This window comes from Gaoshiqia sediminis (assembly GCF_025907915.1).
Lineage (GTDB): Bacteria > Bacteroidota > Bacteroidia > Bacteroidales > Prolixibacteraceae > Gaoshiqia > Gaoshiqia sediminis.
Genome location: NZ_JAPAAF010000001.1, coordinates 1 through 21759, shown reverse-complemented (window position 1 = coordinate 21759; position 21759 = coordinate 1). Strand labels below are relative to the sequence as shown.

Below are 21759 nucleotides of genomic sequence, written 5' to 3'. Positions count from 1 at the left end.
CTGAAATGAAAAAGATTGAAGCAATTATTAGAAAAACCAAATTCGACGAAGTGGTTGATGCACTTCACGAAGTGGGAATCGAATTCTTCTCCTTTTGGGATGTACGAGGCGTAGGACAAACACGACAAGAACGCACCTACCGTGGTGTGGTTTACGATACCAGTACGATCGAACGGACCATGATGTCCATCATTGTTCGCGAGAAGAATGTGGAAAAAACGGTGCTGGCCATCATGAAAGCAGCACGGACCGGTGAAATCGGCGACGGAAAGATTTTCATTTCCAAAATAGATGAATCCTACCGGATTCGCACCGGAGAGTTTGGCGACGAGTCATTATACATTAAAGGTAAAGAAGAATAAAATAAACGATCATGGAAGAAACTTTACATGGCCTGCAAATAGGCCTCGACAATATGTGGTTGCTCATTGCTGCTTTTCTGGTAATGTTTATGCAACCTGGGTTTGCAATGGTGGAAGCTGGTTTCACCCGCTCGAAAAACACCGCAAACATTTTGATGAAAAACTTGATGGACTTCTCCATCGGTTCGATACTCTACTGGGCTATTGGTTTTACCCTGATGTACGGCGACTCGATCGGCGGATTTATCGGGACCCCCGACCTGTTTTTTATGAGCGATGGATTTGGTGACAACTATTCGGATTACGCCGACTTGTTCTTCCAAACCGTGTTTGCCGCAACGGCTGCCACTATCGTTTCGGGAGCCGTGGCCGAACGTACCGAATTCTCGGCCTACCTGATTTTCTCCATTGTAATTACGGTGTTGATCTACCCAATTTCCGGTCACTGGACCTGGGGAGGTGGCTGGCTGAGCGAACTGGGCTTCCACGACTTTGCCGGTTCATCGATTGTACACTCCGTTGGCGGATGGATTGGTTTGGCCGGAGCTGCTGTGATTGGTCCGCGTATCGGTAAATACGATGCTAAAGGAAAAGCAAAAGCGATCCCCGGTCACAACCTCACTTTTGGCGCCCTGGGTGTATTTATCCTGTGGTTTGGCTGGTTCGGTTTCAACCCGGGCTCGCAGTTGGCTGCCGCCGGAACTGAAAACGCCGTTGCCCTCGGGCACATTGCCGTAACCACTAACCTGGCCGCTGCTGCCGGTGCTGTTACCGCCATGCTGGTTGCGTGGATACGCTACAAACGTCCTGCCTTGTCGCTGACCCTTAACGGCGCATTGGCTGGTTTGGTAGCCATCACTGCCGGTTGCGATGTGGTTGATCCCGTTGGCGCCGTACTGATCGGTACCTTGGCTGGTTTCATCCTTCCGTTCGCGGTTGAGTTCTTTGATAAAATCCTGAAAGTGGACGACCCCGTTGGCGCTGTATCGGTTCACGGTGTATGCGGCGCATTCGGAACACTGGCCGTTGGCTTGTTCTCAACTTCTGAAGGCCTGTTCTACGGACATGGCGCCAAAGCATTGGGAATTCAGTCCATTGGCGTACTTACCTTCTTTGTTTGGGCTTTCGGTGCAGGGTTGATCCTGTTTAGCATCCTCAAAGCAGCTAAAGTACTCAGAGTATCCAGACGTATTGAAGAAGAAGGTTTGGATGTATATGAACACGGAGAAAGTGCCTACAATTAATAATTTCTTCAGCCTTTAAGTCTGTAGCTTTCTCGAGGGCCCGCCAATCGGCGGGCCCTTTTTTTCTCTAAAAGGCTCTCATTTCCTGTTTTCGTCACTTTTTACCTGCTGATTCTTAAACAAGCTCACTACCTGGAAAATACACTTTTTTTGTGTTGAATTTCGGGCGTCCCGGGAGCCTTCAACCTGCGATTTCGAGAAAGCGATTCCTACCGCTACTATAAAATTGACCTGTCCTCAAGCCGGACTGGCCCTTCCTTTTCCATTCGATGAAAAGGAAGCAAAAATCTTGTCAAAACGAACCCTCTGCCGGGCGTTTTGACGGCCAACGCACTCGCTCCGATCAACATGGAGATAAGCTGAAAACGAATTACTGATCTGTTATATTTATGGCTCCCAACGTTGTCTTTGCTTTCTTCTTGAAGCAGCATTTTTAAAACTGTCAGGAGCCAAAGAAAGAGCATGTCAGCTTTTGGACTGGCCGCCTCGTTCTTCCAGTGATCAAGCCAACTTGACAAGTTTTTTTAGTCCACTTTAATTTCTCTTCCTGATTTCCGGGAATCATGTTTGTTTTTCATTTTTCCCTCAATCTCTTGTCGATATCTTTCAATACCCTCATGGCTTCGGCGTAACCGGCTTCGATTAGTTCTTCTACCTGGTTCAAATCAATCCGGTTGAATTCCGACAAGTCGGGCTGAATAAGCAGATCGGCATCTTCGGTTTGCAGGCGGGCTGTGGTTTGCAGGGCAAAATGAAAGCTATTCAGTAAAACTTCGATAATATTTTCAGGCTTCTTGTACTTATGGTTGGCATTCAAATCAACGGCGATGACATAATCGGCGCCCAACTCGTGCAGGGGCGACAGCGGCACGTTTTCAACAATGCCACCATCCACCAGCAGGCGGTCGCCAATTTCAACCGGCTTGAAAATACCCGGGATACAGGTGCTGGCCATCACGGCCGGGGCCAGTTTCCCATCCTTCAGCACAACCCGCTCGCCGGTAGTAATATCGGTAGCTACCATGGCCAGCGGTATTTTTGATTGGCTGAGCTCCACATCACCGATCTTCTCGCCAAGCAACTCTCCCAGCTTTTTATTCGATAGCAGGCCAAACTCCGACAGCGTGAGTCCCGAAATATCGAGCCACCGCAAATCTTTCGCTATTTTTTCGAGCTCCGGAAGCCCAACGCCAAAAGCGTAAAAAGCCGACACCATAGCGCCAATACTGGTCCCGGCAATAAAGCTGACCGGAATTTTAAGCTCCTCAACGGCCTTCAGCACCCCAATATGGGCAGCGCCAAAAACGGCGCCCCCACCCAGGGCGAGGCCAATCTTTTTCTTTTTCTTCCAAAATAGCATACGCTGCGTTTTACAGGGTAAGAAGATGGTCATTAAATTCATTAGGGGATTCTATATAAATAATTCCAGTTTCTTTATAGGTTGAAGTCTTTTGATATGGGTTAGCGACATCGTCGCGTGATATTTGTAGGAATTTGTAATGATGTATGATCCCGAGGTGCAGTGCACCGAAGATATTGGCTGATATTTCGGTGCGCTGCACCTGGAAACGCCACGTCCGATTTTTTCTACAAATATTATGGTGCTCCGCACCAACCAATAACCTATTTTTTTGTAATAAGATTCTTTACAAGAATTGGAAATATTTAATTCATTTCCCCTTAAGTGGTTATTAGGTATCCCTAAAATCACAGCCGAACATCCAACAGCCGGGCTACTTAAATTTTTCAAAAGCATTTTTGAAGGCATCGCTCAAGATGTCCCAACTTTTCTCCATGCCCACTTTGAGCTCTTCCCAGGCATCGCCCGAGGCTTCCTGAATTTCGCGCAGCTTTTCCCGGGCTTCGTCCTTCCTGGCCCGCAATTCATCCAGTTCTTCCTGATAATCTGCCCTTACCTTGGTTTTGGCACGTTCCATTTTTTCTTCCAGCTGTTGAATGTCGGCATCCCATTCTTTCAGTTTTGCCGATAACTTGTCGATGTACTTTTCACGGTTTTCCATAGCATTCGTTTTTTGAGTTCCCTAAAATTACGGATTCCGGGAGAAAGGAAGGTGGTTTCCGGGAAGGAAAGTTTTCCTGAAAAAAAACTACAAACTTTTCATAAATAATTCAGCTTACCCCATTTTGTAGTTACCAAAATACTTTATATTTGAACCACTGTTGATTTCGGTTGAACGATCAGGACAAAATCCCAACCTGCAAGGGATAGAAGAAGCAGCATAAGGAACCCGCCGTTTGCTGTAAGGAATCGAAGAACAACGTTAAGGAATGCACCAATTGTGTTAAGGAGTGGACCAAGCGCGTTAAGGAACGCGCAAAACATGTTAAGGAACAGCTCGTGACCAATAAGGACACGGCAAAATAGTTATTGTCAAACTTAAATGTTATTGAAATGGCCACAAACAAAACCAATTCAGAAGCCGCGGTATTGGAGCAATACCGGGTTTCGCTCGAAAACGTAAAAAATCAACCCACCATCTCATCCCTGTTGGATGAATTCGGGTACACCCCGGAAGTAATCGCCGTGGGCGAAAGCCTTTTTGCCAACACCTTGCAGGTTTACACCCTGAACAAGACCGAAGACGACGAAACATCGGCCGCCTATGCCGTATTCAACCAAAAGAAAAGCGAGCTGGCTGCTTTATACAAGGCCCACCGCAAAAAAGCCAAAGTGGCATTCCGGAACGAACCGGTGACACTCGATTTACTGGCCGTCAGCGGCAACCTGTCGGGCGCTCACGTGAAATGGATGGAGACCGTGAAAAAGTTTTATGCCGAAGTTTCGAACAACACCGAGATAAAAACTTCATTGGCCCGGTTTAAAGTAACCGACGAAGAAATCAGCCAGGCCATAAGCTTAATCACCGAAGTAGAAACAGCCCGTGCAGCCTACCTGCGCGAGGTAGGCGAATCGGAAGATACGACCCAGCAAAAAGATGCTGCCTTCACCAAACTGGATGTTTGGATGAGCGATTTTTACGCGGTGGCCAAAATAGCCCTCGAAGATCACCCCCAACTGCTCGAGTCGTTGGGGAAATCGGTACGCAGCTAAGGCCAACCGATGTTCCGAAGCGAACGCACCCGCAAAAAGGCCCGGCCGTTGCAAAACGACCGGGCCCTTTGGTAAAATCCGTTACTATTTTACACTTCCGCCAGCGTAGTTCCTCCCTGCTGAAGGCCTTCGATATTGGTGATGCGCACCCGCGACACGCCCCGGCTGATGGCGCTGAAGCTGTTGTCGAGCTTGGGGATCATGCCGGTATGGATGGCGCCATAAGCTTGCAAGTCCTTAAATTCGCTATGGGTAAGCTTTTCAATTACCGAGTCGTCGTCGTCGGGATTTTCGAGCACACCGGGCTTTTCGAAGCAGTAAACCAGTTCCACCTCGTAATATTTACTGAAAGCGATGGCAGCTTCGGCGGCAATCGTGTCGGCATTCACGTTCAGCATCTGCCCGTTTTTGTCGTGCGAAAGAGGAGCCAGCACGGGCACCACGTTCTTTTCAACCAGCATTTTCAGCTCGTCCACGTTCACGCAAACAATGTCGCCCACGTAGCCATAATCGATATCTTTTACCGGTCGCTTCACGGCCTGCATGTAGTTCAGGTCGGCGCCCGTCAGCCCGATGGCGTTCTGCCCCAGGGCCTGCAAGTTGGCCACAATGCTTTTATTCACCAACCCGCCATACACCATGGTCACCACTTCGAGCATACCCTGGTCGGTAATGCGGCGGCCTTCCACCATTTGGGTGGCAATACCCAGGCGCTCGGCCACAGCCGTTGCCAGGCGGCCTCCGCCATGCACCAGCACTTTCAGTCCTTCGAGTTTCGAAAAGCGGCCGAGCAAATCAGCCAAAGAGTCTTTCTCTTCAACCACTTTACCGCCAACTTTTACGAGTGTAAGCTTCTGTTTGCTCATATCTTTTTTTTTGAATGTCATTCGTAGTCACGAATCGTCATTGGGTCATTAGTTGTAACGACTTTTGACTACTGAATGACCATCAATGACAACTTAATGACTATTAATCGTCTTATTTCATCTGGTCCAGCAACATTTTCAAGACGGCCTGCGCCGAGAACAGGCGGTTTTCAGCCTCGGGCACCACAATCGAGTTCGGGCCGTCGATCACCGAGTCGCTCACGATCATGTTGCGCCGTACCGGCAGGCAGTGCATGAATTTGGCGTTGTTGGTCACAGCCATCTGGCGGTCGGTTACTGTCCAATTCATGTCTTTAGAGAGAATTTTTCCGTAATCGTTGTAGGCCGCCCAGTTTTTGGCATAGATGAAGTCGGCGCCTTCAAAGGCTTTCATTTGGTCGTATTCCGGTTTCAGGTCGCCCATGAATTCGGGGGCCAGCTCATACCCTTCGGGATGGGTCACCACCAACTCATAATCGGTTTGGCGCATCCACTCCACAAACGAGTTGGGCACGGCCTGCGGCAATGCGCGCGGGTGCGGCGCCCAGGTAAGCACCACCTTCGGGCGTTCCTTCGTTTTAAATTCTTCGATGGTGAGGTGGTCGGCAAACGACTGCAACGGATGGCGCGTGGCCGCTTCCATGCTTACCACCGGAACCCCGGCATAGTCGATAAATTGCTGGATGATTTTTTCCTGATAATCGTCTTCCCTGTTTTCGAATTTGGCAAACGAGCGCACCCCAATGATGTCGCAATACTTGCCGATCACGGGTACGGCCTCGCGGATGTGCTCCGGCTTGTCGCCGTCCATGATGACGCCCAGTTCGGTCTCCAGCTTCCAGCCGCCTTCGTTGATGTCGAACACAATCACGTTCATGCCCAGGTTGAGTCCGGCCTTTTGGGTACTCAGCCGCGTGCGCAGGCTCGAGTTGAAGAAAACCAGCAACAGGGTTTTGTTTTTGCCAAGTGTTTGATATTTATAGGGGTCTTTCTTAAGCTCGAAAGCCAGTTTCAGCGCTTCGTCCAGACTGTCCAGATCGTGTACGGAAGTAAAGTGTTTCATATTGGGTGATGTTGGTTGTGTTTCTTGTTTTATTTATCGCTACTATTTCGGCCTCACTTGCCCTTCGCCGTCAATCAGCCACTTGTAGCTGGTCAGTTCCTCCAGGGCCATCGGCCCGCGGGCGTGGAGCTTTTGGGTGGAAATGCCAATTTCGGCCCCCAGCCCAAACTGTGCGCCATCAGTAAATGCTGTTGACACGTTGCAGTAAACCGACGAAGCGTCCACCAGTTTACGGAACAAGTTGAGCCGTTGTTCGTTTTCGGAGATGATTGCTTCACTGTGCTTGGAGCTGTAATGCGCGATGTGGTCCAGCGCCTCATCAAAACTGGCCACCGTTTTCACCGACATTTTATAGTCGAGGAATTCGGTCCCGAATGATTCGTCGGTGGCCTTTTCGAGCAAGTTGGCCGGGTACTTTCCGTTAAGCGCCGCATATGACTTTTCGTCGGCAAACACCACTACGTTGCTGACGGGAAGATCGGCGCAAAGCTGCGGCAGATCGGCCAGGCGGCTTTCGTGAATGACCAGACAGTCGAGCGCGTTGCAAACACTGGGCCGACGTGTTTTAGCATTTTCAACAATGGCCCGCCCCTTGACGGCATCACCAAACTCGTCGAAATAGGTGTGGCAAATACCGGCTCCGGTTTCGATAACCGGAATGGTGGCATTCTTGCGCACAAACTCAATCAACCCCTGCGAACCGCGCGGGATAATCAAATCGACATAGCCATGCGCATTCAGGATTTGCGCCGTAGCTTCGCGGTCGGCCGGAAGCAGGGCCAGAATATTTTTATCCAGGCCATGCTTTTCGAGTACGGAATGGATCACCTTTACAATGGCCGTATTGGAATCGATGGCATCGCTGCCGCCTTTCAGCACGCAGGCATTGCCCGATTTCAGGCAAAGCGAGAACACATCGAAGGTCACATTGGGGCGGGCTTCGTAAATGATGCCGATCACCCCGAAAGGGACGGACACTTTTTTAATCTTCAGCCCATTGGGACGCACGGTTTCGCTCAACACACGTCCCAGCGGCGAAGGCAGCGATGCCACATTCCGAATATCGGCAGCAATGCCTGCAATCCGGTCACCGGTCAGTTTCAAGCGATCGTATTTCGGATCGGCCGGGTCCATGCGGGCCAGGTCCTTTTGGTTTTCGTCCAGAATGTCACCGGTATGCGCCACGGCAGCATCCGCCACATCATTCAGGATGAGGTTGATTTTGTCAGTTTCCAATAAGTTTAGGGCCCGGCTGGCCTTCAGCGTTAATTCCAATTGTTTTTTGACCTCCATAATTCCTCCTGTCTTTAATTAAAAGTCCCCTTCCCTGGGGGAGGAAGGGGACAAACTCAGAATATCTGGATTTTGTTGAAGTCAACAAAAAGGGGATAATAGAAAAGGGTATAAAAAAGTTATTCTGAGTTAAGCTCGTTATTTCTAATCTTCAATTAAGTACAAATAATCGTAATGCACGATTGGCTTCTGGTTTTTGCTTCCCAGTTCCTGCAGGGCTTTTTCGGAGCTGAACTGGGCCTTTCCCCAGCCCACCAATTTGCCGCGCTCGTCCATAATCTTTACAATGTCGCCGCTCTGGAAAAGCCCTTTCACCTCGGTAACACCAATCAGCAACAGGCTGGTGGCTTTGGGTGAAAACAGCGCCTCCTTGGCTCCCTGATTGATCACCAGCTCACCTTTTGCAAAGCTGTGCGAATAGGCGATCCATTTTTTCACGTTGGACGCCTTACGAATCTCCGGTTTAAAAACCGTATGTTTCAGCTGGCCATCTTTCCTGAGGATATCAATCAGCACATTATCGCGTAGTCCGCTGGCAATGTGAACGGCAATGCCTTCTTTGGCCACTTTGCGGGCGATAGAGCTTTTCGTAAGCATTCCGCCCCGGCCAAAACCCGACTTCTGCATGGATATATTTTTCATCCAGTCTTTCTCCTTCGTTCCGATTTCTTCAATGATTTTCGATCCGGGCAGCGAAGGGTCGCCGTCGTAAATACCCTCGATATTGCTCAGGATGATGAGCGCTTCGGAATTTTGCATGGAAGCAATCAACCCCGAAAGCTCGTCGTTATCGGTAAACATCAGCTCGGTGACCGAGATGGTATCATTTTCGTTCACGATCGGCACCACTTTATTTTCGAGCAAGGTGGTGAAACAGTTTTTCATGTTCAGGTAATGATCGCGGTCGGCAAAATTGTCTTTCGTGGTCAGCACCTGCGCGCAAACAATACCGTGTTCCCTGAAAAAGTCGGCATAGCGGTTGATCAGTTTCACCTGTCCAACAGCCGACCACAACTGACGCGAGGAAACCGTATCCAGTTTTCTTTGAATTTTCAGTTCGCTGCGTCCGGCAGCCACGGCCCCCGACGAAACCAAGATCACCTCTACCCCTTTTTTGTGCAGATATGCGATTTGATCAACCAAATGGGCAATGCGGGCAACATTAAGTGTCCCATCAGACTTGGTTAGAACGTTACTACCTACTTTAACGGTAATTTTTCTATAGTTGAAATTCATCGTTTCAGGCTATACTTGCTCAATTTTTTTGAATGAAGCAATCAGTCCCTGGATCACGGCCGAGCTGAACCCCTGGTGTTCCATTTCGTTGATCCCGGTGATGGTGATTCCGCGCGGAGTAGTCACCTTGTCGATTTCGCGTTCGGGGTGATGGCCGGTGTTCATAATCAACTGGACGGCGCCTTTCACGGTTTGGGCCGTAATGAACTGGGCCATTTCGGCGCCAAAGCCCATCTCGATACCTCCCTGCATAGCAGCACGCACATAGCGCAGCGCAAAAGCCGTCCCGCACGAAGCCAGCACCGTGGCAGCAGCCATCAGTTCTTCGCTGATAACAACCGTTTCCCCCAGCTGGTCGAACAATTCCTTCACCGTTTCCAGCGAATCGCCCGAGTTACCGTTCCCCGCAATACAGGTCATCGATTCCTGAATGGAAATAGCAGTATTGGGCATCACCCGGAAAATGGTTTTGTCATCGCCCGCCATAGTTGCCAATTGTTTCAGGTTGACACCGGCTGCAATAGAAACCAGTATTTTGTCCGGGGTCAGCGCTGTTTTCATATCATTGATCACAGACTCGATATGGTATGGTTTTACAGCAAAAATAACCAGGTCGGCTTGTTCCACCGCTTCCCCGTTATTCTGAAAGGCACACATGCCCTTCGCACTCATTTCTTCCAGCACATGTTTCCGCGGATCGGCAATGTGAATGGCCGATGCTTCGAGGTAACCGGATTTGATGATGCCGTTGGCAATGGCGCTTCCCATATTGCCGGCCCCAATAATCGCTATCTTTTTTACTTTCATTTTTCAGTATTTATCAGGCTTTGACAAACAACTCACTCAAAACCTTTTCAAACTTAGTAATAAATTCATCTGCCTGTTCCATACTCAGCGTAAGCGGTGGCAACAAACGAATAATATGCGTTCCGGACACGCCAGTGAAAATCTTTTCATCTTCCAGCAATTTTCGGCGAACGGGAGAAATCGGCTCTTCAAATTCCAGCCCGATCATCAGCCCCAGGCCGCGCACTTCTTTGATTTGTTTGAAGGAAGCCAGTTTTTCCATCAGATAATTGCCGACGTTAGCTGCATTTTCAACCAGCTTTTCCTGCTCCATGATTTCGAGCACGGCAATGCCGGCAGCGCAGGCCAGGTAATTACCTCCGAAGGTAGTCCCCAACATGCCATGCCAGGGTTTCAGGTCGGGGTGAATGAGCAGGCCGCCGATCGGAAAGCCGTTCCCCATCCCTTTAGCCAAAGTAATCAGGTCGGGCTTAACCGACGTGTATTGAAAAGCGAAAAACTTTCCGCTGCGCCCGTAACCCGACTGGATCTCGTCCAATACCAGCAAAGTTCCGTATTGTTTGCAAAGGCGTTCCAGTCCTTCCAGGAATCCGGGGGCCGGAACATGAATGCCGCCAATCCCTTGGATACCTTCCACGATCACAGCTGCAACTTCGTTGGTTACAAGTTGCTGTTCCACAGCGTCCAGATCGTTGAAAGGTAAAATCAAGGCATTGTCGGTTTCGTTTACCGGGGCAACAATTTTCGGGTTGTCGGTAATGGCAACCGCAGCCGAGGTACGTCCGTGAAAACCTTTTTTGAAGCTGATCACCTTTTTCCGCCCAGTGATAAACGACGCCAGTTTCATAGCGTTTTCGTTGGCCTCAGCGCCCGAGTTGCACAAAAACAGCTGGTAGTCGTCGAAACCGGAAAGCCGTCCCAGTTTGTCGGCCAATTCCTGCTGCTGCGGAATCTTTACCGAGTTGCTGTAGAAACCGATATCATTCAATTGACGGGTGATTTTCGACACATAGTGCGGGTGGCTGTGCCCCACTGAAATCACGGCATGGCCACCGTACAAGTCGAGGTAACGGTTACCCTGGTCGTCCCAAACATAACACCCTTCGGCCTTTACCGGAGTGATGTTGAACAGTGGATATACGTCAAATAGCTTCATCTTAAAAAGATACCGGTTTTAGGTTCAGGCCGGTTTTTTCGTCCAGCCCGAACAGGATATTCATATTCTGAACTGCTTGTCCCGATGCGCCTTTCAGCAGGTTGTCGGTCACGCTTAAAATCATCAGTTTGTTTCCGTGCTTTTCCAAATGTAAAATGGCCTTGTTGGTGTTGACTACTTGTTTTACATCCGGATTTTCACCGGTCACGAAAACAAACGGATGACTGGCATAATACGTTTCGTACAGTTGAATGGCCTCTTCAATCGTCCCGGTGTATTCGGTATAGGTGGACACAAAGATGCCACGGGTGTGGTTGCCGCGCACCGGAATGAAATTAATGGCCTTGTGGAACGAGGGCTGCAACTGTTTCACACTTTGGGTTATTTCGCCCAAGTGTTGGTGTTCAAAAGCTTTATAAACAGAAACGTTGCTGTTGCGCCAGCTGAAGTGCGATGTTTTTGAGGGCGCCTGCCCTGCCCCGGTTGACCCGGTGATAGCATGAACATGCAACTCACCGGTGAGCAAGCCCGCAGCGGCCAGCGGCAAAACGGTCAGCTGAATGCCGGTGGCAAAGCACCCCGGGTTGGCAACGTGAGCGGCCCCACGAATAAGATCGCGGTTCAGCTCGGGCAAACCGTACACAAAATCATTCCCTTCGGACTTCAGCCGGTAGTCGTGACTCAAGTCGATGATTTTTACCGATGCCGGGATGTCATTCGACTGAACAAATTCCTTCGATTTTCCGTGCCCCATGCAGAGGAAGATCACATCGCAGTTGGCAAAGTCGGGGTCAGCAACAAATACCAGGTCAGTGTCTCCCACCAGGTCGCGGTGCACTTCGAAAATCGGGTTTCCCGCGTTGCTGCTGCTTTGCACAAAGGCCAGCTCAGCTTGCGGATGGTACATTAATATCCGGATCAACTCGCCGGCAGTGTAACCTGCCCCGCCGATAATACCTGTTCTTATTTTGGTCATTATTCCGGATTAATATTTTTTATTAACTGAATTGTAAATTTTTAATGATGTTCCCAAAATGGTGGTGAAACCTTTCACATCATCAGCCGTCCAGGCCTTGTTCATTTCACCGTACTCGCCAAAGTCCGATTTCATCAGGTCGTACGGAGAGTCCACTCCCACCAGAAGAAACTGATAAGGTTTCAGGCGGACAATCACCTTCCCGGAAACAGCTTCCTGCGTGTTTTCAAGGAATTTTTCGATGTCGCGCATTACCGGGTCGAGATAAAGCGCTTCGTGCAGGAACATGCCGTACCAGTTGCCCAACTGTTCTTTCCAGTACATCTGCCATTTGGTGAGGGTGTGTTTTTCGAGCATCTGGTGCGCTTTGATGATGATCATCGGGGCGGCAGCCTCGAACCCAACGCGGCCTTTGATACCAATAATGGTGTCGCCAATGTGCATATCACGGCCCACAGCATACGGGGCAGCAATGGCTTCCAGCGCCTGGATGGCTTCAATCGGGTTGAAATATTTTTTCCCGTCAACGCCTTTTAGTTCTCCTTCCACAAAATCGAGCACAATTTCACGCTCATCCGTGGCTTTCAGTTGCGATGGGTAAGCCGATTCTGGCAACGTTTTGTCTGATGTCAGCGTTTCCTTTCCGCCGATGCTGGTTCCCCACAGCCCTTTGTTGATGGAGTAAGCCATCTTGGACCAGTCGGCTTCCACGCCATGCCGTTTCAAATAGTCAATTTCTTCGTCACGGGTAAGTTGCAGGTCGCGGGTCGGAGTCAATATCTCAATGTCCGGGGCCAGCACCTGGAAAGTCAGGTCGAAACGAACCTGGTCGTTTCCGGCGCCGGTACTTCCGTGAGCTACGTATTTGGCGCCGATCTTTTTGGCATATTCAATAATGGCAATTGCCTGGAATACCCGCTCGGAACTTACCGAGATGGGATAGGTATTGTTACGTAACACATTGCCGTAAACCATGTAACGGATACACTTTTCGTAATAGGTGTTGGTCACATCCAGCGCAACATGCTTTGCAGACCCAAGTTCATAGGCCTTTTTTTCGATGGTTTCCAATTCTTCTTTACCGAATCCGCCGGTATTGGCAATGGCTGTGTAAACCTCCAGCCCTTTTTCCACGGAGAGGTATTTGGCACAAAACGAGGTATCCAACCCGCCACTGTAAGCTAATACTACCTTTTCTTTCATGTTGATTTCTTTAAAAAAGTGATGGCACTGAAACAGCGCTTTTTACTGAAAACTTACAACTTTACTAACCTTATTTTTCCTGAATTAAAATGCTAAATCTGATGGATTCCTATGAAAAATCACACCACGACAAAAACCAAGGTTTTCATCGAAGAAAATTAATCCTGAACTACTTGCTGCACAGCGCCACCACTAATATCTTGTTTTACTTTTCTAAACATACTAAACCCGGAGTCCTTTCCTCCCGACCCGTTTTTGGATTTCAATTTTCCAATCATCTCCAGCAGGGAGATTTTTTTGGGCTTGGCCTCCACCGAAGCGGCCACTTTCGGTTTTTCCCAAGCCGGATCGAACAACATCCCGGTGCACAAGCACTTCGACCGGTTGGTCCGCTGCAGGATATCGTAATTCACGCAGCTCTGGCATCCTTTCCAAAAATCTTCATCATCGGTCAGTTCCGAGAAAGTGACCGGACGGTAACCCAGCTCGTGGTTGATTTTCATCACGGCCAGGCCGGTTGTCAAACCAAAGATTTTGGCATCGGGAAATTTGGTGCGCGACAACTCAAAAGCCTTCTTTTTAATCTCGCGGGCCAAACCAACTCCCCGGTAATCTTTCACGACAATCAAACCTGAGTTGGCCACAAAACGGTTGTGTCCCCACGACTCGATGTAGCAAAAACCGGCAAACGTGTCCCCATCCAAGGCAATAATGGCCTTGCCTTCCAAAATCTTTTTGGAGATGTATTCATCCGAACGGCGGGCAATCCCGGTTCCACGCTCTTTCGATGCGCTATCGATGGTGTCGTTTATAACTGTTGTATAGCTTAAATGAGAAACATTTGCTACAACTACTTTGATATCTTCTATCTTCTTCATGTTTTCTATTAACCAATCTTTTCCTGCAATTTCGGCATGATTAGTATCAGGCTTTTTTTCAAATCATTGGGAGTTATCCCTTCGCGCATCACCAACAAAATGGTATCATCGCCGGCAATGCTGCCCAGAATTTCATACGGGTTGGCGTTGTCCAGCACCGATGCGATACTGCTGGCGTAACCAGGCCTGGTGCGCATCACGGCCAAGTTTCCCGAAAAATTCAAGTCGCGGAAGCCGTCGGCCAAAAATCGGATCTCATTATTATCGTTTGCCTGGCTGGCATTGCCCCCTTCCGGAATGACATATACGTAACCTGTCGCATTCGGTACCTTGGCCACTTTCAAAATTTTCAAATCGCGCGACAAAGTAGCCTGTGTGAGGTCAAAACCTTGCGCATGAAGTTGTGCCAACAATTCTTCCTGGCTGTGAATGCCCTGGGAAGCAATGATTTGTTTGATGGCCAACTGCCTGTTCGTGCGATTCTTCATTTTTGAATATATATGCAATTCTTTTGCAAAATTATTCATTTTTTACAAACTGCAAGTATTAATTGAGAATTATTTCTATTTTTGTACCGGAATCAACAAAACAGGTTACGGATCAACAACAGAATCACGACGGTTAATATCGGAAAAGGTGAAGACGAGAATACATCAAATGATAAGAAATAAGCACAATGCGTTTGCCCTACATCAGTAGTCAGACGCATTTTTTTTAATCTATAAGCGATCAGAAAAATGACAGAGGCAAAAAAAGTCAGTTTGGTTTTAGAAGATGGGACCCGTTTCGAGGGAAAATCTTTCGGGTATGACAAATCGATTGCCGGGGAGGTGGTTTTTTACACCGCGATGACCGGTTATCCCGAAAGTTTAACAGATCCTTCATATACGGGACAGATCCTGGTGTCAACTTACCCTCTAATCGGCAATTACGGGGTACCCACCGATCAAATGAAGGACAATATCCATGCGCACTACGAGTCGCACAAAGTGCACATCAGCGGGTTGATTATTTCGGATTATTCTTCGGAATACAGCCACTGGAATGCCATAAAAAGCCTGGGCGACTGGCTGAAAGAATGGAAAGTTCCCGGGCTGTACGGTATCGACACCCGCGCACTGACCAAAATCCTGCGCATGAAAGGTTCGATGCTGGGAAAAATTGAGTTCGAAGAGGAACCCGTGGATTTCTACGATCCCAACAAGGAAAACCTGGTGGCCATTGCCAGTACCGATAAAAAAGAAGTTTACGGAAACGGAGAACACAAAGTAGTGTTGGTTGACTGCGGGGTGAAAAACAACATCATCCGCTGCCTGATCAACCGCAACGCCACGGTAATCCGCGTTCCATGGGACTACGATTTCACGAATGAAGAATTTGACGGCGTATTCCTTTCAAACGGACCGGGCGACCCGGCCATGTGCGAACAAACCGTAGCCAATATTTCAAAGGCACTGAAGATTGAAAAGCCAATCATGGGCATTTGCCTGGGCAACCAGTTGCTGGCACGAGCAGCAGGCGCCGAAACGTACAAACTGAAATTTGGCCACCGTAGCCACAATCAACCGGTTTTGCTGGCCGGCACCGATCGCTGTTTCATTACCTCGCAAAACCACGGCTATGCCGTCGCCCCCGAATCGCTGCCTGCCGACTGGGAAGCCATGTTTATTAATGTGAACGACAACACCAACGAAGGGATCAGGCACAAAACCAAACCCTTCTTCTCTACCCAGTTCCACCCCGAAGCCGCCAGCGGACCCGTGGACACGGAATACCTATTCGACGAGTTTATCGAAAACATTGTGAAGTATAAAAAAGGGAAATAGATGGATGACTGATGATTAACGATTGAGAAATTCCGTAAAGAACTATCAATGGCAAATCAAGAATCAAAAATCAACATTCATAATTCAAGAAAGCATGGTAAGATTAAATACAAGCATAAAAAAAGCGATTGTCCTGGGTTCGGGAGCATTGAAAATCGGCGAGGCCGGCGAATTTGACTATTCCGGTTCGCAGGCACTGAAAGCACTGAAAGAAGAAGGCGTTGAAACCATCCTCATCAATCCGAACATTGCCACCATCCAAACTTCGGAAGAAATTGCCGACAAAATCTACTTTTTGCCCGTAACGGCCTACTTTGTTGAGCAGGTCATTAAAAAGGAAAAACCCGACGGCATTTTGCTGGCTTTTGGTGGTCAAACAGCCCTCAACTGCGGTGTGGATTTGTTCCGCCAGGGCATCCTCGAAAAATACAACATTCAGGTAGTTGGTACGCCGGTACAATCGATCATCAATACGGAAGACCGCGAAATTTTTGCCGGGAAACTGGGCGAGATTGACGTGAAAACGCCGCGCAGTTATGCCTGCCAGAATATGCAGGAGGCCTATGCTGCGGTCGAAAAAATCGGCTACCCCATCATCATCCGAGCGGCCTACACGTTAGGAGGACTTGGCAGTGGTTTCTGCTCGAACGACAAAGAACTGCAGAAACTTGCGTCCAGCGCATTCTCTTACTCGCCACAAATTCTGGTCGAGGAATCCATCAAAGGCTGGAAGGAAGTGGAATACGAAGTGGTGCGCGACAAGTACGACAACTGTATCACGGTTTGTAACATGGAAAACTTCGACCCGCTGGGTATCCATACCGGCGAAAGTATCGTAGTGGCCCCTTCGCAAACCCTCTCCAACTCCGAATATCATAAACTGCGCGAAATCTCCATCCGAATTATCCGCCACATTGGCGTAGTTGGCGAATGTAACGTACAGTTCGCCCTCGACCCGCACTCGGAAGACTACCGCGTGATTGAGGTGAATGCCCGCCTGTCGCGCTCATCGGCGCTCGCCTCCAAGGCAACCGGATACCCGCTGGCCTTTGTGGCTGCCAAACTGGGACTGGGCTACGGCTTGCACGAGCTGCACAACTCGGTAACCAAAGTTACCACCGCCTGTTTTGAACCGGCGCTCGACTACGTGGTTTGTAAAATACCACGCTGGGACCTCAACAAGTTCAGCGGCGTTTCCAAAAACCTGGGCAGCTCCATGAAATCGGTGGGCGAAATTATGGCCATTGGCCGCAGTTTCGAAGAAGCCATCCAAAAAGGAATCCGAATGGTGGGATTGGGCATGCACGGCTTTGTGGCCAACAAACAAGAAATCACCATCGACCAGATTGACGAAGAGCTGGTGAACCCAACCGACCGACGCATCTTTGCCATCGCTGCCGCTTTCGACAAAGGCTATACGATTGATGACATCTACGCCAAAACAAAAATCGACCGCTGGTTCTTACACAAGCTCTATAAAATTCATGCGCTGAAAGAGGAGTTACTGAAGTCAAATACGTTATCGGAACTAAATGACGAATTGCTGCTCGACGCCAAAAAAGCCGGGTTCTCCGACTTCCAGGTGGCCCGCTTAGTACTCGATGCTACCGACAAAGAAATGAACGACAAGCTGCTTGAAGTTCGTCGTCACCGCCAAGCCAAAAACATCGTTCCGTATGTCAAGCAGATTGATACGCTGGCCGGCGAATACCCGGCACAGACCAATTACCTGTACCTGACCTACAACGGCAGCGAACACGACATTGAGTTCCCGAGGGACAACAAATCGGTGATTGTACTGGGTTCGGGCGCCTACCGCATCGGCAGCTCGGTAGAGTTCGACTGGTGTTCGGTAAACGCCATCAGCACCATCCGCAAAGAAGGTTATCGTGCCGTGATGATCAACTACAACCCCGAAACGGTAAGTACCGACTACGACACCTGCGACCGCCTGTATTTCGACGAGCTGACCTTTGAACGGGTGATGGACATCATCGAGATGGAAAGCCCTAAAGGAGTGATTGTTTCGGTGGGGGGACAAATACCCAACAACCTGGCCATGAAACTGTACCGCCAGCAGGTACCGATCATGGGAACCTCGGCCTTGAAGATTGACAACGCAGAAGACCGCAAGAAATTCAGCGCCCTGCTCGACGAGATTGGTGTTGACCAGCCCCGCTGGAGCGAGCTGACCAGCATCGACGACATCTACAAATTTGTGGACGTGGTGGGCTTCCCGGTACTCATCCGCCCGTCCTACGTACTTTCGGGCGCGGCCATGAATGTGGTGTCGAACCACGACCAGCTGGAACATTTCCTGCAAATGGCCGCCGACGTTTCGAAAGAACACCCGGTAGTGGTGACCGAATTTATTGAGCTGGCCAAGGAAGTGGAAGTTGATGCCGTGGCCGACAAGGGCGAGATTGTAGCCTACGCCATCTCAGAGCACGTGGAATTTGCCGGGGTGCACTCGGGCGATGCCACCATCGTGTTCCCGCCGCAGAAACTATATGTCGAAACCATCCGCCGGATCAAGAAAATTTCGCGCGAGATTGCCAAAGCGCTCGAAATTACCGGCCCGTTCAACATGCAGTTCCTGGCCAAGGACAACGACATCAAGGTGATTGAATGTAACCTGCGTGCCTCGCGCAGTTTCCCCTTCGTGTCGAAAGTCATGAAGATCAACCTGATTGAAATTGCCACCCAGGTAATGCTGGGCGTTCCTTATACCAAACCCGACAAATCGTTGTTCGAGCTGGAATACGTGGGCGTAAAAGCGCCGCAGTTCTCCTTTGCCCGTTTGCTAAATGCCGACCCGGTATTGGGCGTGGACATGGCTTCGACCGGCGAAGTGGGCTGTATTGGCGAAAATTTCTACGAAGCCATCCTGAAATCGATGCTTTCGGTGGGCTACAAGTTCCCGGAGAAAAACATCCTGATTTCATCGGGACAGGCACGCTCGAAACTCGAATTGCTGAACAGCGCCCAAATGCTGGCCGAACGGGGTTTCAACATTTACGCCACCGAAGGAACGCACCGCTTTTTGCGCGAAAACAAGGTAGAATCGACCTTGTTGCACTGGCCCGATGAAGAGGACCAAAAACCCAACACGATTGATTACCTGCGCGAAAAGAAAATCGACCTGGTGGTGAATATCCCGAAAAACTACACCAAACGCGAGTTGAGCAACGGGTATAAAATCCGCCGGAACGCGATCGATTACAACATTCCGCTGATTACCAACGCGCGGGTGGCCAGCGCCTTTATTTACGCCATCTGTAAATACAAACTCGAAGACATCGTCATTAAAAGCTGGGACGAATACAAAGCGTAACCCAACCGATCACTCATAAAAAAAATCCCGGCTGCCTGACAGTTGGGATTTTTTTTACCATCAATAATCCTTCCGCTTCTGCAACTGTTTGCATAAACCTATTCTAAAGGGCCGGTTTGGTTTAGCGATGTGGCGACTTGAAGTCACCGCTCCATAAACTTCCGCTGGCGCCGACCCGGCAGCAAATTCACCTGGTGACTTCAAGTCACCTGGTGAATAAGACTTCCAAACGGCGTTGCCGCGGGCTGTTGCTTGCAGGCCGTTGGCCTGACCGGCCCGCTGCGTTTTCGCTTCTCCGCACCAAGGGTGCAACAGCACTAAGGCAGGGTAACGCCCTGTTGTTGAAACATTAGCGGTTACCCGCAGCCCGGAGGGGGCACGAGCGGGGGAAGATAAAATATTATTCAGCTTATTAGGATTGCAAATCGATCCAGCCAACAGCCGTCGTTGGCATATCCGGTAGAGCAGGGGGCATGCAAGCAACGCTTGATTAGATGCTAAGTGTTAGCAAACGTATTTCTTTATTTCTTCTTCAATCAATTCCCATTTATTCATACGGCTAAGGCTTAAAATTCCAAATGGTTTTAAATCTTCGGGAATGTCATTTAAACAATCAATAAGGGATTCGTTATCAAACTCTTTATCAGACAAGCTCATCGCTAACAAATATTTTTCTGGTTCAACATTTCTAATAAATTCGAGTTTGTCAATATGTTTCTTGCTTAGTTTCCTTATAATATCAATTTTCACATAATTGGTTGGTTCAAATTTCCAAATCTGTTTAAGATGGGGCAATAAATTCTCAATCTCTCCATGCACAAGAAATGCTTTTAAATACATTTCTTTCTTAGTTTTCAAATAGTCATTCAATATCTGTGTATTCAAATCAGTATCCCATATCTCACTACAAATTGTCAAGGCAGAGGAAATGTCATTTGAATACATTGAATTATAGAAATTATTAAAAAAGTCTCTTCTGTAAATATTGTCAAGTAATGGAAGCAATAACATTAATATCTTTCGAATTCTTTGTCGTTGATTGTAGTTTGCATTTTGTAAAAGCTTATATAATCTATCATACAATCCATCAGCTTTAACCGTTAATCCAACTCGTTTGTAGATATTTGATTCAATTGATTTTTTTAACTCAGAATCAGGCAAAAGAAGGTAAAAATCAATTAACTCAGCAAGGTCAATAGTGTTTAATATACTATGAATTATCAAGTTGTATGATCCACCAAGAAAAGCATCATCTCTCTTGATTAGCAAATTTTCAATATACTCAATTTTCTTGTCAGTCATCAAATTATCGATTGTGGTCGTCTTTTAATATGTTTGTTAACGGTTGGTACATGTTGTCGGGGCGGATTTCGGAGAGAGTTCCTGTCCGAAGGACACGGAACTGCGATGCGAGAATCCGCAGTTGGCGTACCGCCGAGCCCCGCCCTGCAATATGTACTTTATTATAGCCAGTTTTTTATTTTTTTAAATACAAATATTCTTCATTATTCGATTGTTTCTTTGGATTTTATAAGCATAAGAGAGAATGATGACTCCTGCAAAGACAATAAGAGTCCCATTAAGTTTCATTTCGTTTTTTAATACAATCAAATCTATCAATGGTAAAATGATAATTACCCCCAAAATCCAGTTGGGAATAATATAGCCAACTCTAATTTTTTGGTTCTCAATAATTCCTACAATTCTCAATGGAAACCAAGTCCTGGTCGAAAATATTTTACTTGACGGAAATATTTCAAATTTATCTCCATTGATTTTTCCAGTAAAAACTCCTTTTTTTGACTGCTTAAAATCTCTATAGAATGCCTTTGTGAAAAATGCAAAGGGAAAAATATGCATGGATTGTTGATTTAAGTCTACAAGCCTCTCATTTAATGATTTTTCGAATGAGACTTTTCCTTTTGTCAATGATATTTCATTATTAAAAACATTCATTTTTCAAACCTCTCTTCAATATTGAACAGAATTTCACAGTCACAATATCCACCTTGTTCTCTAAACCAGTCGAATATTTTTTCATTTACTATATTTTTTGATTTTAGAAATTCCTCTGTCAATTGGTAATCGTGATTACAATCTCTTTCACCAAGTTCACTGTCTAAAAAGTCAAATAGCTCAAGAATTACATCCTTGTCTGTGGGCAGATTATTAAAGAACTCTTCTTGTTCTTTTTGAGCTAATTCTCGATGAAGCTTTTTCCTTCTTTCTTTTTCTGCTTTTGTTGGCATATCTTTTTTTTCAAAATTGGCTATAACTCTGTTATCTGCACCCCAAAGTAATCTTCTATTTCCGCTGCAGGGGTGATCTGTGTAGCTTTTTTATCCTCTATTTTCCGCACCCCAATTTACAAAACATATTCAAAATATTTCTTAAAAGCCGAAAAATTGAAAAGTGGAGCCGTAAAGATATCTTCATGCCTTG

Annotated in this window: 20 protein-coding genes; 5 read left to right on the top strand and 15 right to left on the bottom strand. The window is 47.9% G+C overall.

From position 1 onward, the window contains the following. Nucleotides 1-5: 5 nt before the first annotated feature. Both N2K84_RS00100 and N2K84_RS00095 read left to right on the top strand, forming a co-directional pair. Nucleotides 6-362 carry a P-II family nitrogen regulator gene (locus tag N2K84_RS00100; RefSeq protein WP_282589714.1) on the top strand — a complete coding sequence of 119 codons (357 nt, stop codon included), beginning with the start codon at nt 6-8 and terminating at the stop codon, nt 360-362. Nucleotides 363-373: 11 nt separating this feature from the next. Next, nucleotides 374-1606: an ammonium transporter gene (locus tag N2K84_RS00095; RefSeq protein WP_282589713.1), complete on the top strand. Its 1233-nt coding sequence runs from the start codon at nt 374-376 to the stop codon at nt 1604-1606. Between the two features lie 574 nt (nt 1607-2180). On the opposite strand, the gene N2K84_RS00090 is transcribed toward N2K84_RS00095, so the two are convergent. Together N2K84_RS00090 and N2K84_RS00085 are read right to left on the bottom strand one after the other, a co-directional pair. Next, nucleotides 2181-2966 carry a patatin-like phospholipase family protein gene (locus tag N2K84_RS00090; RefSeq protein WP_282589712.1) on the bottom strand — a complete coding sequence of 262 codons (786 nt, stop codon included), beginning with the start codon at nt 2964-2966 and terminating at the stop codon, nt 2181-2183. A gap of 373 nt (nt 2967-3339) precedes the next feature. Further along, nucleotides 3340-3627, bottom strand: coding sequence for a sll1863 family stress response protein (locus N2K84_RS00085; protein ID WP_282589711.1), 288 nt, complete (start codon nt 3625-3627; stop codon nt 3340-3342). Between the two features lie 392 nt (nt 3628-4019). On the opposite strand from N2K84_RS00085, the gene N2K84_RS00080 reads away from it, so the two are divergent. After that, nucleotides 4020-4679: a PQLLE family protein gene (locus tag N2K84_RS00080; RefSeq protein ID WP_282589710.1), complete on the top strand. Its 660-nt coding sequence runs from the start codon at nt 4020-4022 to the stop codon at nt 4677-4679. Nucleotides 4680-4768: 89 nt separating this feature from the next. Here the strand turns inward: N2K84_RS00080 and argB are convergent, their stop codons facing one another. The 10 genes from argB to N2K84_RS00030 form a co-directional block, all read right to left on the bottom strand. Then, a complete protein-coding gene (gene argB, locus N2K84_RS00075) occupies nt 4769-5545 on the bottom strand; it encodes an acetylglutamate kinase (protein WP_282589709.1) in 777 nt (258 codons plus the stop codon). Nucleotides 5546-5657: 112 nt separating this feature from the next. Continuing rightward, nucleotides 5658-6608, bottom strand: a complete 951-nt coding sequence (locus tag N2K84_RS00070) for an N-acetylornithine carbamoyltransferase (protein WP_282589708.1) — start codon at nt 6606-6608, stop codon at nt 5658-5660. A 42-nt stretch (nt 6609-6650) separates the two neighbouring features. Continuing rightward, the gene (locus N2K84_RS00065) at nt 6651-7901 is read right to left on the bottom strand and encodes a glutamate-5-semialdehyde dehydrogenase (protein ID WP_282589707.1); all 1251 of its coding nucleotides are present in this window, start codon (nt 7899-7901) and stop codon (nt 6651-6653) included. Nucleotides 7902-8045: 144 nt separating this feature from the next. Beyond that, complete coding sequence (proB, locus tag N2K84_RS00060; RefSeq protein ID WP_282589706.1) at nt 8046-9137, bottom strand: glutamate 5-kinase; 1092 nt, start codon at nt 9135-9137, stop codon at nt 8046-8048. Between the two features lie 9 nt (nt 9138-9146). Further along, nucleotides 9147-9944: a pyrroline-5-carboxylate reductase gene (gene proC / locus N2K84_RS00055; RefSeq protein WP_282589705.1), complete on the bottom strand. Its 798-nt coding sequence runs from the start codon at nt 9942-9944 to the stop codon at nt 9147-9149. A gap of 13 nt (nt 9945-9957) precedes the next feature. Continuing rightward, nucleotides 9958-11100 (bottom strand): aspartate aminotransferase family protein, encoded by a 1143-nt coding sequence (locus tag N2K84_RS00050; protein ID WP_282589704.1) that lies wholly within the window; start codon nt 11098-11100, stop codon nt 9958-9960. 1 nt (nt 11101) lies between these two features. Further along, nucleotides 11102-12076, bottom strand: coding sequence for an N-acetyl-gamma-glutamyl-phosphate reductase (argC, locus tag N2K84_RS00045; protein ID WP_282589703.1), 975 nt, complete (start codon nt 12074-12076; stop codon nt 11102-11104). 9 nt (nt 12077-12085) lie between these two features. Next, nucleotides 12086-13279, bottom strand: a complete 1194-nt coding sequence (locus N2K84_RS00040) for an argininosuccinate synthase (RefSeq protein WP_282589702.1) — start codon at nt 13277-13279, stop codon at nt 12086-12088. Between the two features lie 158 nt (nt 13280-13437). Beyond that, entirely contained in the window at nt 13438-14157 is a 720-nt protein-coding gene (locus N2K84_RS00035; RefSeq protein WP_282589701.1) for a GNAT family N-acetyltransferase, read from the bottom strand. Between the two features lie 8 nt (nt 14158-14165). Next, on the bottom strand, nt 14166-14645 hold the full coding sequence (locus N2K84_RS00030) for an arginine repressor (RefSeq protein WP_282589700.1): 480 nt from the start codon (nt 14643-14645) through the stop codon (nt 14166-14168). A gap of 249 nt (nt 14646-14894) precedes the next feature. Here N2K84_RS00030 and carA point away from each other — a divergent pair, with 249 nt between their 5' ends. Next, entirely contained in the window at nt 14895-15983 is a 1089-nt protein-coding gene (gene carA, locus N2K84_RS00025; protein ID WP_282589699.1) for a glutamine-hydrolyzing carbamoyl-phosphate synthase small subunit, read from the top strand. A 94-nt stretch (nt 15984-16077) separates the two neighbouring features. Continuing rightward, a complete protein-coding gene (carB, locus tag N2K84_RS00020; RefSeq protein WP_282589698.1) occupies nt 16078-19317 on the top strand; it encodes a carbamoyl-phosphate synthase (glutamine-hydrolyzing) large subunit in 3240 nt (1079 codons plus the stop codon). 504 nt (nt 19318-19821) lie between these two features. Here carB and N2K84_RS00015 read toward each other — a convergent pair. The 3 genes from N2K84_RS00015 to N2K84_RS00005 form a co-directional block, all read right to left on the bottom strand. Continuing rightward, a complete protein-coding gene (locus tag N2K84_RS00015; protein ID WP_282589697.1) occupies nt 19822-20619 on the bottom strand; it encodes a hypothetical protein in 798 nt (265 codons plus the stop codon). A gap of 183 nt (nt 20620-20802) precedes the next feature. After that, nucleotides 20803-21273, bottom strand: coding sequence for a hypothetical protein (locus N2K84_RS00010; protein WP_282589696.1), 471 nt, complete (start codon nt 21271-21273; stop codon nt 20803-20805). After that, nucleotides 21270-21566: a DUF2695 domain-containing protein gene (locus tag N2K84_RS00005; protein ID WP_282589695.1), complete on the bottom strand. Its 297-nt coding sequence runs from the start codon at nt 21564-21566 to the stop codon at nt 21270-21272. Before N2K84_RS00005 ends, N2K84_RS00010 begins: the two co-directional genes overlap by 4 nt. Nucleotides 21567-21759: the final 193 nt, after the last annotated feature.

What these genes read in the sequence shown, in the direction of transcription:
- N2K84_RS00100 (WP_282589714.1), top strand. Translation starts at nt 6, where the DNA reads ATGAAAAAGATTGAAGCAATTATTAGAAAAACCAAATTCGACGAAGTG.
- N2K84_RS00095 (WP_282589713.1), top strand. Translation starts at nt 374, where the DNA reads ATGGAAGAAACTTTACATGGCCTGCAAATAGGCCTCGACAATATGTGG.
- N2K84_RS00090 (WP_282589712.1), bottom strand. Translation starts at nt 2,966, where the DNA reads ATGCTATTTTGGAAGAAAAAGAAAAAGATTGGCCTCGCCCTGGGTGGG.
- N2K84_RS00085 (WP_282589711.1), bottom strand. Translation starts at nt 3,627, where the DNA reads ATGGAAAACCGTGAAAAGTACATCGACAAGTTATCGGCAAAACTGAAA.
- N2K84_RS00080 (WP_282589710.1), top strand. Translation starts at nt 4,020, where the DNA reads ATGGCCACAAACAAAACCAATTCAGAAGCCGCGGTATTGGAGCAATAC.
- argB (WP_282589709.1), bottom strand. Translation starts at nt 5,545, where the DNA reads ATGAGCAAACAGAAGCTTACACTCGTAAAAGTTGGCGGTAAAGTGGTT.
- N2K84_RS00070 (WP_282589708.1), bottom strand. Translation starts at nt 6,608, where the DNA reads ATGAAACACTTTACTTCCGTACACGATCTGGACAGTCTGGACGAAGCG.
- N2K84_RS00065 (WP_282589707.1), bottom strand. Translation starts at nt 7,901, where the DNA reads ATGGAGGTCAAAAAACAATTGGAATTAACGCTGAAGGCCAGCCGGGCC.
- proB (WP_282589706.1), bottom strand. Translation starts at nt 9,137, where the DNA reads ATGAATTTCAACTATAGAAAAATTACCGTTAAAGTAGGTAGTAACGTT.
- proC (WP_282589705.1), bottom strand. Translation starts at nt 9,944, where the DNA reads ATGAAAGTAAAAAAGATAGCGATTATTGGGGCCGGCAATATGGGAAGC.
- N2K84_RS00050 (WP_282589704.1), bottom strand. Translation starts at nt 11,100, where the DNA reads ATGAAGCTATTTGACGTATATCCACTGTTCAACATCACTCCGGTAAAG.
- argC (WP_282589703.1), bottom strand. Translation starts at nt 12,076, where the DNA reads ATGACCAAAATAAGAACAGGTATTATCGGCGGGGCAGGTTACACTGCC.
- N2K84_RS00040 (WP_282589702.1), bottom strand. Translation starts at nt 13,279, where the DNA reads ATGAAAGAAAAGGTAGTATTAGCTTACAGTGGCGGGTTGGATACCTCG.
- N2K84_RS00035 (WP_282589701.1), bottom strand. Translation starts at nt 14,157, where the DNA reads ATGAAGAAGATAGAAGATATCAAAGTAGTTGTAGCAAATGTTTCTCAT.
- N2K84_RS00030 (WP_282589700.1), bottom strand. Translation starts at nt 14,645, where the DNA reads ATGAAGAATCGCACGAACAGGCAGTTGGCCATCAAACAAATCATTGCT.
- carA (WP_282589699.1), top strand. Translation starts at nt 14,895, where the DNA reads ATGACAGAGGCAAAAAAAGTCAGTTTGGTTTTAGAAGATGGGACCCGT.
- carB (WP_282589698.1), top strand. Translation starts at nt 16,078, where the DNA reads ATGGTAAGATTAAATACAAGCATAAAAAAAGCGATTGTCCTGGGTTCG.
- N2K84_RS00015 (WP_282589697.1), bottom strand. Translation starts at nt 20,619, where the DNA reads ATGACTGACAAGAAAATTGAGTATATTGAAAATTTGCTAATCAAGAGA.
- N2K84_RS00010 (WP_282589696.1), bottom strand. Translation starts at nt 21,273, where the DNA reads ATGAATGTTTTTAATAATGAAATATCATTGACAAAAGGAAAAGTCTCA.
- N2K84_RS00005 (WP_282589695.1), bottom strand. Translation starts at nt 21,566, where the DNA reads ATGCCAACAAAAGCAGAAAAAGAAAGAAGGAAAAAGCTTCATCGAGAA.